This is a genomic window from Sandarakinorhabdus sp. (assembly GCF_041689835.1).
Lineage (GTDB): Bacteria > Pseudomonadota > Alphaproteobacteria > Sphingomonadales > Sphingomonadaceae > Sandarakinorhabdus.
The window spans coordinates 1-11969 of sequence record NZ_JBDNFM010000173.1 but is presented as its reverse complement, the minus strand read 5'-3'; the positions used below and the strand labels follow the sequence as shown (position 1 = coordinate 11969).

The 11969-nt window shown below is 64.3% G+C and carries 12 protein-coding genes, 1 tRNA gene and 1 pseudogene; 2 read left to right on the top strand and 12 right to left on the bottom strand.

Annotated features, from left to right (window positions below; genetic code table 11):
* The 12 genes and pseudogenes from ACESL8_RS09375 to cmk form a co-directional block, all read right to left on the bottom strand.
* Nucleotides 1–150, bottom strand: a pseudogene (locus ACESL8_RS09375) (peptidylprolyl isomerase); the annotation flags it as partial.
* Nucleotides 151–185: 35 nt separating this feature from the next.
* Nucleotides 186–623: an acyl-CoA thioesterase gene (locus tag ACESL8_RS09370; protein WP_372918132.1), complete on the bottom strand. Its 438-nt coding sequence runs from the start codon at nt 621–623 to the stop codon at nt 186–188.
* Nucleotides 620–1942, bottom strand: coding sequence for a cytochrome P450 (locus ACESL8_RS09365; RefSeq protein WP_372918130.1), 1323 nt, complete (start codon nt 1940–1942; stop codon nt 620–622). The genes ACESL8_RS09370 and ACESL8_RS09365 overlap by 4 nt, the downstream gene beginning before the upstream one ends.
* Nucleotides 1939–2715 (bottom strand): enoyl-CoA hydratase, encoded by a 777-nt coding sequence (locus ACESL8_RS09360; RefSeq protein ID WP_372918128.1) that lies wholly within the window; start codon nt 2713–2715, stop codon nt 1939–1941. Before ACESL8_RS09360 ends, ACESL8_RS09365 begins: the two co-directional genes overlap by 4 nt.
* A gap of 75 nt (nt 2716–2790) precedes the next feature.
* Nucleotides 2791–3330 (bottom strand): Smr/MutS family protein, encoded by a 540-nt coding sequence (locus ACESL8_RS09355; protein WP_372918126.1) that lies wholly within the window; start codon nt 3328–3330, stop codon nt 2791–2793.
* Nucleotides 3330–4523: a murein transglycosylase A gene (locus tag ACESL8_RS09350; protein WP_372918124.1), complete on the bottom strand. Its 1194-nt coding sequence runs from the start codon at nt 4521–4523 to the stop codon at nt 3330–3332. Before ACESL8_RS09350 ends, ACESL8_RS09355 begins: the two co-directional genes overlap by 1 nt.
* 10 nt (nt 4524–4533) lie before the next feature.
* On the bottom strand, nt 4534–5211 hold the full coding sequence (locus ACESL8_RS09345; RefSeq protein WP_372918122.1) for a Tim44/TimA family putative adaptor protein: 678 nt from the start codon (nt 5209–5211) through the stop codon (nt 4534–4536).
* A gap of 213 nt (nt 5212–5424) precedes the next feature.
* Entirely contained in the window at nt 5425–6225 is an 801-nt protein-coding gene (locus ACESL8_RS09340) for an arginase family protein (RefSeq protein WP_372918120.1), read from the bottom strand.
* Nucleotides 6226–6345: 120 nt separating this feature from the next.
* Nucleotides 6346–6431, bottom strand: a tRNA-Leu gene (locus ACESL8_RS09335).
* A 37-nt stretch (nt 6432–6468) separates the two neighbouring features.
* Entirely contained in the window at nt 6469–6747 is a 279-nt protein-coding gene (gene ihfB / locus ACESL8_RS09330) for an integration host factor subunit beta (RefSeq protein ID WP_022680188.1), read from the bottom strand.
* A gap of 230 nt (nt 6748–6977) precedes the next feature.
* The gene (rpsA, locus tag ACESL8_RS09325; protein WP_372918119.1) at nt 6978–8708 is read right to left on the bottom strand and encodes a 30S ribosomal protein S1; all 1731 of its coding nucleotides are present in this window, start codon (nt 8706–8708) and stop codon (nt 6978–6980) included.
* Nucleotides 8709–8893: 185 nt separating this feature from the next.
* Complete coding sequence (gene cmk, locus ACESL8_RS09320; protein WP_372918117.1) at nt 8894–9547, bottom strand: (d)CMP kinase; 654 nt, start codon at nt 9545–9547, stop codon at nt 8894–8896.
* A 147-nt stretch (nt 9548–9694) separates the two neighbouring features.
* Here cmk and ACESL8_RS09315 point away from each other — a divergent pair, with 147 nt between their 5' ends.
* Nucleotides 9695–10927, top strand: coding sequence for an FAD-binding oxidoreductase (locus ACESL8_RS09315; protein ID WP_372918115.1), 1233 nt, complete (start codon nt 9695–9697; stop codon nt 10925–10927).
* Nucleotides 10928–11166: 239 nt separating this feature from the next.
* Nucleotides 11167–11969, top strand: an 803-nt coding sequence (locus ACESL8_RS09310) for an MFS transporter (RefSeq protein ID WP_372918113.1), incomplete at its 3' end; no start/stop codon positions are given.

Genomic DNA, 11969 nt, shown 5'->3' with positions numbered 1-11969 from the left:
GATGCCATCATAGAAACCCTGGCGCGCCAGCGTGGTGATGCGTGTCACATGGCCGGGCGCCACATCGCTGCGCAGCGTGATGACGACATCGCCGCCGGCGTTGCTGCCGTTGTCGAGGGTGAGGGTAAGCGTGGTCGGCGCGTCGGCCATGAGGAGACTCCGTCTTGGGGGGCAAAACGCAGCCTCTAGCCGTTCAGCCGGTGCGCCTCAAGCCGTTCCCGCAAGGCCGGCGGAATCGGCGCCGGGCCGGTTGCCGGATCGCGGTGCACCAGCACACTGTCACACAACGCGATGCAAATGCCGTCCTGAAACGCCGCCATCGCTACGGTAAAGCTGCTGTTGCCGATACGGGCGATGGCATGGGTTACGGTGACGGGCGCGGGATAACTGCCTTCTGCCAGATAATCGATGCTGACATTGGCCACCACAAAGCTCGATCGCCGCTCGCCGGTTGCCGGTACGGCTGGCCCGGCGCGGAGGAAGCGCACGCGGGTTTCTTCAAAAAACCGGGCAAAGGCCACGTTGTTGAGATGGCCGTTGACATCCATATCGGCAAAGCGGGTTTCGAGCGTCAGGCTGGCCGGATAGGCGGCCGGGTCAAGCCGGCCCCGATCTCCCCTCATCGCATCTTGTACTGGATCGGCAGCGCCTTCAGCCCTGACACAAAATTGGCAACGCTGAGCTGGGGGGCGCCGCTGAGGGCGATTTCATCCAGACGCGGCAGCAATTCGGCGAACAGCGCCCGGATTTCCATGCGCGCCAGATGCAGCCCCAGGCATTGGTGCACGCCGTTGCCGAACGCCGTCTGCGGGTTGCTGGCACGGTCCACCCGGAACGCGAACGGGTCTTCGAACACCGATTCGTCGCGGTTGCCCGACCAGTAAAACAGCGCAACCGCTTCACCGGCCTTGATCATCTTGCCGCCCACCACGGTGTCAGCCACGCACGTGCGCATGAAATGCTTCACCGGCGTCACCCAGCGGATCATCTCCTCGATAGCGCCGGGGATCAGCGACGGATCGGCCTGCAGCTTGGCCATCTCCGCCGGGTTGCGCGTCAGCGCCAGCAAGCCGCCCGAGGCGCTGCTGCTGGTGGTGTCGTGGCCGGCGGTGACGGTGATGGCGAAATAGCTGATGGCCTCCAGCATGCCGATGGGTTCACCGTCCACCACCCCTTGCGCGATCACCGTGGACAGATCATCGCGCGGATTGGCGCGGCGATCGGCCAGCACCTCGCCGAAATAGGCGAAGAACTGCTGCACCAGCGCAAAGATATCGACCTGCGGGTTGCCGGTGGCTTCGGGGCCTCCCAAGCCCTGCGTCAGGATGCGGCTGCGCGCCACCACATCCGGGTCTTGCGGCCCAAAAATCTCCTGCGTCATCTGCAGCATGCGGTTTTCGTCTTCCGCCGGCAGGCCCAGGATCATCATGATCACCCGCAGCGGATACCACAGCGCCACTTCATTGACGAAATCGCAGGTTCCGCCCAGTGCCGCCATCCGGTCCACATGCGCCTTGGCAATCGCGGCGATCTGCGGTTCCAGTTTCTTCAGGTTTTGCGGCATGAACCATGTGTGTGTGATGCGCCGCAGCTTCATGTGCAGCGGATCGTCCAGATCGACCAGCGTGCGGAACAAATGGGTGTCACCGGTGGTGGCCTTCACCCAGTCTTCGGCCTCGACGGGGCTCAGATAGGTGCGTTGGCGGTTGATGAAGCGGTCGTTGGCCTTGGAAATCGCCACGATATCGGCATGGCGGGTGATCGACCAGAACGGGCGGAAACCCTTGGGCTCGGTCCAGTGCACCGGATCTTCGGCGCGCAGTTTGCTGTAGGCCGCGTGGATGCTTTCATCCGCGTACGCCGCCGGGTTGACGAGGGTGTCGTCAATGGTGTCGCTACTGAAACCGGGGAACGGCATCTTGGAGGATTCCTGGACGGTCACTGCTGGCGACCCCTGGCCTGCACGGCACTGCGCGCGGCCTCGACCTGTGCAGCTGAAACCTGTGAATTGGCAGCGGTCGAACGCTCCGCCTCCAGCGCCATCGCCTCGCCGAACGGCAATTCATAGCCATCGCCAATCAGGCGTTTGTAAGCGCGGGAAAATTCTGGCGCGATGCCGGCCATGTCGTGAGCCAGCGCGGTGGCGGCAGCCATCAACTGGTCTGCCGGAACCACCCGGTTAAGCAGGCCCCAGCTTGCCGCCGTGGCCGCATCGAGGAAATTGCCCGACAGCGACAGCTCGCGCGCCCGGTATGGCCCGATCAGGCGCGACAGTTTCTGCGAAAGCCCCCAGCCCGGCATGATGCCCACCCGCGCGTGCGTGTCGGCAAAGCGCGCGTTTTCGCTGCCGATCAGCACGTCGCAGGCCAGCGCCACCTCGAAACCGCCGGTGATGGCGACGCCATTAATGGCACCGATCACGGGCTTTCCGGTCTGTTCGATGGCCTTCACCGGATTGTCGTCGGGGCCTTGGGCATTGGCGGCGCCAAGGCCCTGTTGGCCCAATTCCTTCAGATCAAGGCCCGCAGTGAAGGCGCGGGTGCCGGCGCCGGTGAGCACGATGGCGCGCACGCTGTCATCGGCTTCCAGTTCGCGAAACGCGCGGGCCAAGTCGCGGCGCAGCGCCGAACTCAGCGCGTTCATCGCCTGCGGCCGATTGAGCGTGACGATGGCCACCGGCCCATCGCGGCTGATCAGGATGATTTCTTCAGACATGCCCGGCGCTCCTCTTGGCTGTTCGTTCTACGCCTTCGCTGTGGCGCGACTGCCTGCGATTGGCGATAGGGCGGGTTATTTGCCGCGCCGCAGGATGATGTAAAATGCGCCGCCGCCGCCGTGGCGCGGGTGTGCTGCGCGCAGCGAAGCGACATTGGCGCGCAAATCGGGGCGTTCAAGCCAGTGCATCAATTCGGCACGGATGCGCGACGGGCGATCCGGGCGGCCCTTGCCGGTGACCACCAACAGCACCCTCGCGCCGTCTCCGCCCAATATGGCCGACGCCAGCACGCCGTAAGCATCAGCCACCGTGAAACCGTGCAGATCGATCACGCGGTCCGGTGACAGCCGGCCGCGGCTGATCTGCCGGTCCCACGTGCCATCGAGCGGCGCGCCCAGCGGATGCGGCTTGGCCGGCTTTGGTGCCGACACCTTGGCGGGGACGGGGCGGGCCGGGCTGGCCTTGATCGCGGGCTGCGGTAGTAAAACCGGTGCAGCAGCAGGCGCGGCCGGTTGCACGACGGGCACCGCCAGCGCTTTCCTGCCCGGCATTGGTTTCACACTGGCCGCAACCCGCGCCCACAAGGCCCGTTCATGGGCGGAAAGGCGTCTCATCAGGGTGTGAGCCGCGCGGCAGCGGCGATGGGGATCAGCACGATCACCCGCGCCGGCGAACTTTGCGCGCCGGCGATGACAGCAGCCTCCGTGCCCGGTCCAAGAAACAGATCGATGCGGTTGGCGCCCTTGATGGCGCCGCCGGTGTCCTGCGCCACCATCAGGCGGGCGAAGGGCGTAGCCGGGGCGGTCAGCGTGGTTTCCACCAGCAGCGGCGCCCCCAGCGGAATGAAAGCCGGATCGGCAGCGACGCTGACAAACGGCGTGACAGGCGCGCCCATCGCGCCGACAGGGCCATCACCCTTGAGCTCACGGAAAAAAATCTTCGATGGATTGGCGTTGAGGATGGCTGGGGCATCAGCCGGATTGGCGCGCAGCCAGGTGATGATCTGCGCCATGCCGGCCTTGCCGCGCACCAATTTTCCCTGTTCGATCATCAGGCGGCCGATGGCGACATAATCGCGGCCGTTCTGGCCATCGTAACCGATGCGGACGATGCGGCCATCGGGGAGGCGCAACCGGCCGCTGCCCTGGATTTCGAGGAAAAACGCCTCATACGGGTCAGCTGCCCACGCCATTTCCAATTGCCGGCCCACCAGCGCGCCGCCGGCAATCTGTTCGCGCGTGGCATACGGCACAAGCCGATTGCCTTGCACCCGGCCGCGTACGGTGCGGCCCTTCAGGCTGGCGGCAAAATCGCCCAGCGGCACCTCGATCAAATCAGCCGGGCGGCGATACAGCGGCACATCATATCCCGGCTCGCGGATCAGGCTGGCGGCGATTTCGGGTTCGTAATAGCCGGTGGCAAAGCCTGCGCCGCCGGCAATATTTATGGCACGAAACTGGTCACGGAAGAACGCCTCTTCCTGCCCCGCAGCAACGGCGGCAGCAGCGGTGCAGGATTGCTGCCAGTCTTCCGGCCGGGTCAACCCCGACAGGTCTTCACGGCGCGTCAGCCCGGCACAGGATTTGCGAAATGCTGCCACGGCGGCGGCGGCTTCGGGCAGCGCCGGCATGTCGGTTGCAGCCACGCCGGCATCGACTGCGCGGGTGGTGAGCGGCACCAATATTGCCGGGGGTGCCATTGGCAGAGGAGAGACGGGCGGCGCCGTGACAGGCGCGGCAGGTCGTTCCTGCTTGCCGGCGCAGGCCGCGAGCAGCAGCAGGCTGGCCACCACGGACAACTGCCGCATGGAAATGCCGTCAGGCGGAGGGTGTGGAATCGTCGCCCAGAAGGTCGGGCGGCATCTGATCACTGTCGTCTTCGTTGTCGGTGGCAATCAGCACCCAAGCCGGGTCGAGGTTGCCAGCCAGTCGGCTGAAAGACCACAGGTCGCGGGTTTCGGTCTCGCCTTCGGCCGCGGCGATACGCGCGACGAAACGCACCGTTACTTCCACCATCTGACTGACGACATTGGCGTCGTGCAGGTTCACGGCACTTACGCTGACCAACCGGTTGTTCAGGCTGGTACCGCCGCGCGCTTCGATTGCGGCCGACAAATTGCCGTGAACTTCGTCGGAAACCAAGCTGTTGAGCGCGGACAGGTCACCGGCCCAGAACGCTTCGAGGATCATGCCGTAGGCGTTGCGTGCTCCTGCCAAAAACTGATCGGGGGCAAAGCCGGGATCAGCATCGGCGACAGCTTCCAGCGCGGGCAGCAGGCTGCGATCGGTGCCGGGCGGCAGCATGATCTGGCCGCGCACAGCGCGTTCTGTTTCGCGGCGCGGCGGTGCGGTCAATTCGGCGCTGGGGCGGAAACTGTCACCGATCGGGCGTTCCTGGCCGGTGCGCTTGCCGAGCACGGACACCAGGCGCAGACCGATGAACGCCGCCAACAACGCCAGCAACACGATCTCGACCCAGCCACTTCCGTCGGACATTACCATTCCCCAACCATCGAACCTGATGGCTTGCTGAAAAACGCCACCGAAACGAGTGGCTTGTCGAATAAACGCCGCAGAACAGGAACCGTTGCGGTCCCAGCCGCGCCAAATGACACAAATCAGGAATCGCTGCATTCATCGCACTACTTAATGTCACAATCAGCCTTTGCTGCGCCGATTGCAAGGGAATGCGGCAATAGCGCAGGGGTGTCAGCGCAGCGGGTTGGCAGCCATTGCGGCGGCAAGTTCCTTCACCAGCTTTGCGGCGACCACGGCTGTCATGCCGTTTATGTCCCGCGACGGGTTCAATTCCACCACATCGCCGCCGATGATCGGCACGTCCAGATCAAGCAGGATGGCGATGATCTGACGCACCGAAAGCCCGCCCGGCTCGTGGTGGGATACGCCCGGCGCGAACGCCGGATCCAGCGCATCAAGATCGATCGAGACATAAAGCGGCCGATCAAAACGCGGGCGCCACTGGTCGCTGAAATGGCGCGCCTCGATGATCTCCACACCAAACCGCGCCGCCTGTTCACGGCAATGTCGATTGAGCGTGCGGATACCCACCTGCACCAGCCGGCGGGCGTGACCGCCCTCCATGATGCGTGCGAACGGCGAGGCATGGGACCGGCGATTGCCGTCCAGTTCGTCATAGATATCGGGGTGGGCGTCGAAATGCAGGATATCAAAGGCGCTGTGGCGGCGCGCCAGCGTTTCAACCACCGGAAAGCTGATGCTGTGATCCCCGCCCAGCGCAATCAACGGTGACGGCGCGGCTGCGACGGCAGCACGAATGCAATCGTCGTCGCCGGCATTTTCCGCAATGGCGACATCGCCGATATCGAGCAGCTGGAAATCATGACCGATTTCCGTGAGCCGTTCAGTGGCGCTGTTGCCGTGCGGGCTGGCCAGTGCCGCCCTGATGGCAGCCGGCGCTGCGGCCGCGCCGCGCAGGAAACTGCTGTGCTGGTCGGTCGGGATGCCGATCAGGCTGATGGTCGGCAGCATGGCGTGGGCTCGTTCGGTGAGGGCTGGACGGTTTGCAGCGGCAAGGGAAAATCGGGCAGTTGGGCGGAGCGAAGCCGAACCTGCGCGATGGGTTGGCGGGCGGCGTCGGCCAAACAAAGATGGTGCGGGCGGCGGGACTCGAACCCGCACTTCCTGTGGAAAGCGGATTTTAAGTCCGCTGCGTCTACCGGTTCCGCCACGCCCGCTCTTGACCGGTGTTCCAGTCTGGCGGGACCGGAGCGATCAGCCGTTCAGCCGTTCGCGTAATTCCTTGCCCGGCTTGAAGTAGGGCACTTTCTTGGCATCCACCTTCACGGCGGCGCCGGTGCGCGGGTTGCGGCCCGTGCGCGGGTCGCGGGCGCGCGTAGAAAAGGCGCCAAAGCCTCGCAGTTCAACGCGCCGGCCCTGCGCCAGTGCATCGGTGATCTCGTCAAAAATGGTCGCAACGATCCGCTCCACATCCTTGATGGTTAGATGCGGATTCTGTTCGGCGACGATGGCAACCAGTTCGGACCTGATCATTTTGGCCTACCTCGCTTGGCGCCAACGCGGCGCATTCCCCCCAAAAGCAGTGCAATCCTATTGCATTGGCCGGGATGGTCAAGGCGCGGCGGCAAAAAAATAAGCAACCCTTGTGCCATATTTGCCGGCACAGCCCACCAACACGGTGTGCAGCGCCTGCCGGTTCACGAAAAACGCCCCGGCAGCCAGGCTGCCGGGGCGCGTTTCACGTCAGGTTCGAACGGGGCCGATCAATTCTTTTCGGAATCTTCGCGAGCCTTGTTGAAGGCCGCGCCCAGGATGTTGCCCAGCGTGGCACCCGAATCCGTGGTGCCATATTGCGCCACGGCCACCTTTTCTTCGTTGATCTGCATGGCCTTGATGCTCAGCATCGGCTTGCGGCCCTTTTCAAAGCCGATCACCATGGCGTCGACCTTCTGGCCGGGTTGGAAACGCTCGGCCTTCTGTTCGTCGCGGTCGCGGGACAGGTCGTTGCGCTTGATATAGCATTCCGGGCCATCTTCGCCGATCTGCACATCCAGGCCGCCATCGCGAGCGGCGATCACGGTCACCGTCACGACGTCGTTCTTCTTCCAGTCGCCGCCGCTGGTGTTGCGGGTGACAGCGCTGGCCGCAGCGCCGCCCTGCTCATCCATCTGCTTGATGCCCAGACTGATGCGCTCTTTCTCGATATCCACTTCCAGCACGCGGGCGGTAACGCGCTCGCCCTTGTGGTGGCGCGCCAGGGCGCCTTCGCCGGTCATGCCCCAAGCGATGTCGCTCATGTGAACCATGCCATCCACATCGCCGTCCAGCCCGATGAACAGGCCAAATTCGGTGGCGTTCTTCACTTCGCCTTCCACGACCGTGCCAACCGGGTTGCTTTCGGCAAACACCTCCCACGGATTGCGCTGTGCCTGCTTCAGGCCAAGGCTGATGCGGCGCTTTTCTTCGTCCACTTCCAGCACGATGACTTCGACTTCCTGGCTGGTCGAAACGATCTTGCCGGGGTGAACATTCTTCTTCACCCAGCTCATTTCCGAAACGTGCACCAGGCCTTCGATGCCGGCTTCCAGTTCGACAAAGGCGCCATACTCGGTGATGTTGGTCACGCGGCCCTTGTGTTTGGTGTCCACGGCATATTTGGCAGCAGCCGTCGTCCACGGATCGGCTTCAAGCTGCTTCATGCCCAGGCTGATACGCTGGGTTTCGCGGTTGATGCGCACGATCTGCACGCGCAGCACGTCGCCGATGTTCAACACTTCGGACGGATGGTTGACGCGCTTATAGCTCATGTCGGTCACGTGCAGCAGGCCGTCGATGCCGCCCAGATCAACAAACGCACCGTAATCGGTGATGTTCTTCACGGTGCCGTCAACAATCTGACCTTCGGCCAGGCTGGAGATGAGCCCGGTGCGGGCCTCGGCGCGCGATTCTTCCAGGATGGAACGACGCGACACCACGATGTTGCCGCGCTTGCGGTCCATCTTCAGCACCTGAAACGGCTGCGGCAGGTTCATCAGCGGGGTGACATCGCGCACCGGGCGGATATCGACCTGCGAACCCGGCAGGAACGCCACAGCGCCGCCCAGATCGACCGTGAAGCCGCCCTTGACGCGGCCGAAGATCACGCCTTCGACGCGCTCCCCAGCGGCAAATTTGGATTCCAGCGCATCCCAGCTGGCTTCGCGGCGGGCGCGGTCGCGGGACAGCATGGCCTCGCCGTTGGCGTTTTCGACGCGGTCGACGAACACTTCAACTTCGTCGCCGACATTCAGTTCGGCCTTGCCATCAAGGCCAGCAAATTCGCGCAGGGGCACACGGCCCTCGCTCTTCAGGCCGACGTCGATGACGACAAATTCATTTTCAAGCGCGGTGACAATCCCGCGAACAACGCGGCCTTCAAAGCTCTGGTTCTTACCGAGCGAGGCATCAAGCAGAGCCGCGAAATCGTCACGGGTCGGCTGGGCAGAGGTAGCCATAAAGTATCAAACACCTTCAATAAGGGCCGTCACAGGCACAAATGGCCTGCAAAACCCATCGACAAGGCACCATTGCCTGCCGTTCGTCGCCGTCGCGGTGGCACCATGCCAGCCGCTCATTCCGGAAAAAAGCCAAAGGCCTGTGAAAGCCCGAAAAAAGGGCCTGCAGTGGCGCCGATTGGCTGTTACCGGCCGGTGCCGGCTCTCGCCCGTTCAACCAGGGCAATCGCAGCAGCAACCGCGGCGGCTATACCCAGATCGCTGGTATCAAGCAAGGCAGCATCGGGCGCCTGCACCAGCGGCGCGGCAGACCGGCCTGAATCGCGCGCATCGCGGGCATGGATATCGGCCAGTACATCGGCCAGCGTGTGCTCCGCTCCGCGCGCGCAAAGCTCGGCATGGCGGCGGGCGGCGCGCACATCCGCCGCTGCCGTGACGAACAATTTGGCGATTGCATCCGGCGCGATCACCGTGCCGATATCGCGCCCATCCAGCACCGCGCCGCCGGCCTGCCGCGCAAACGCCCGCTGCACATCGAACAACGCCGCCCGCACGCCGGCATGGCTGGACACAATCGAGGCATAATCACTGTTAAGCGCACTCATCAGATCGGCATCATCCAGCAACGCCGGGTTCAGCGCCCGTGCAGCTTGTTCCGCGGCCTTGGCGTCATAGGGATCATGCCCCGCCAGCCGCACCGCCAATCCGCAGGCGCGGTACAATTTTCCGGTGTCCATGAACGGCAGCCCGAAATGCGCCGCCAACGCCTTGGCCACCGTGCCCTTGCCGCTGGCAGCCGGGCCATCGACGGCAATGACGAGAGGAGGGGTGCTGGTCACCGGCTGGCGTTAGCGGCGGCGGGGCCGGGGGGCAAGTGGTGAGCAGGGGGCGAACAATTGACGGGGCCGGGGGGCAGACCTAGGTTTGGCCACAGGCAGCTGTTCACGGCCATCAAGCCCGGACGCGCCGAAAAACGGGGGGAACACATGGAGCGTCGCACATTTCTGAAGGCGGCAGGGCTCGCCACCGCGAGCAGCATGGCCGGCGCTGCCGTTTCGGTGCAGCCGGCACCGCAATGGCAACGCACTGCCCGGCCATCGGACGTGGTGGTGATCGGCGCCGGTGCCTTCGGCGGGTGGACGGCTCTGCGGCTGCGCGAGATGGGCCACAGTGTCACGCTCGTCGATGCCTATGGGCCGGGCAATGCCCGCGCTACGTCCGGAGGGGAAACACGGCAGATCCGCGTGGGCTATGGTGATCGCGAGGTTTATTCGCGTTGGGTGCTGCGCGGAATGGAGCTGTGGCGCGAGCGGGAACGCGAATTTGGGCTGCCGTTGCTGTCGCCGGCGGGGCGGCTGCAACTGGCAACTGATCTCAATCCCGGTCTGCGCGCCTCTCGCGATGTGTTCACTCGGTTGAAGGTCGATCACGAGCTGATGTCGGCTAGCGACATGCGCCGGCGCTGGCCTCAGATGGAGCCTGGAGAGATGGCGGTAGGCCTTTATGAACCCGGCGCCATGATCGTGCGGGCGCACCGGGCTTGCCTGGCCGTGGCCGAAGCCGCCGCGCGCAAGGGCGTGCAGTTGGTGGCGGGCCGCGCCCAGCCTGATCGCCCCACCGGCGGCACCCTGTCGCAACTGGCGCTGCAGGGCGGCGGCGCGGTGAGCGGCGCCAGCTATGTTTTTGCCTGCGGTCCGTGGCTGGGCCGGCTGTTTCCCGATTTGCTGGGCCGCAAGCTTCAGACCCCGCGGCGGGAGGTCTATTTCTTTGGCACGCCGGCCGGCGACGACCGCTATTCCTGCCCCGACTTGCCGGTGTTTTCGGAAGCCAGCCACTATGGTTTCCCCAGCGTGGACGGCAAGGGCATCAAGGTCTGCCCGGTCGGCGGCGATACCGAAATGGACCCCGACAATGATGACCGCATCGTCACGCCCTTTCAGGTGCGCCGGTCGCGCGAGTATGTCGCCCGCCGCTTCCCAGGGCTGAAGGACCAGCCGATCGTCGAGACGCGGGTATGCCAGCTGGAAAACAGCGTCGACGAGCATTTCATCATCCAGCGCCATCCGGGTTGGGACAACGTCTGGATCGCCGGCGGCGGCTCCGGCCACGGCTTCAAGCATGGTCCGGTGGTGGGCGAGTATATCGCCGAACGCGTGCTGGGCCGCCGAACCGATCCGGCGCTGGAAGCGCTGTTTTGTGTGAAGGACGCAAATTTCTGATTGTTGCGTTGTCGCGGCCGCCAGCTCGGCATCATGGGAACATGCCCCGCAAACCGCACTGCCGTCCGCAGGCGAGACACGGTTTGCCGGTGGTGCCCCAGCCGCTGGCGGCGGATCCAGCCCCGGCCGCTGGCTGCGGACCCGGCCCCAGCCGCTGGCGGCGGAACTGGCCCGGGTCGACATCCCGGGGCAATGGTTTAAGCCCCACCTGGCAATGATTATTCGGGGGCGGCATTGCCATGATCACAGCTGACGACAGCGGTGCTGGCCTGCCTGAACGTGTCATGCGCAAGGCGCAGTGGCGGTTGTTGCCGCTCATTTTCATTGCCTATCTCATCGCCATCGTCGACCGCGCCAACATCAGCTTTGCGGCCGCGACGATGAACGCCGATCTGGGTTTCACGGCCACGGTTTATGGCATTGCCGGCGGTATTTTCTTTCTCAGCTATGCGCTGCTGGAAGTGCCCTCCAGCGCTGCCCTGATGCGCTTTGGCACGCGCATCTGGCTCACGCGCATCATGATCACCTGGGGGCTGATCTCGGCGGCCCAGATGTTTGTGCAGACGCCGATGCAATTTTATGTGCTGCGCTTTCTGCTCGGTGCCGCCGAAGCCGGCTTTTTTCCAGCCGTGCTGTTTTATGCCAGCCAGTGGTTCCCGGCCAAATGGCGCGGCCGCGCTGTCAGCCGGTTTTATGTGGCGCAGCCGGTCTCGCAGATCCTCATGGGGCTGGTTTCGGGGCCGATCCTTGGCCTTGATGGTGTGGCCGGCTTTCAGGGCTGGCAGTGGCTGTTCTTGCTCGAAGCAGGTCCGGCGCTGATCATGGGCATCGTCATCTTCAAATTCCTGCCCGAAAATCCGGCGGCGGCCGGCTGGCTGGGCGATGATGAACGCCGCTGGCTCATCGGCGCGTTGGCGGCCGATGCCGATGCCATCACCGGCACCAAACATGAAAGCCTGGTTCGCGCCATCGCGGATCGGCCGGTGCTGTTGTTCGGATTGGTCTGGTTTTTCTACGTCGGCGCTATCAACGCCTATTACGT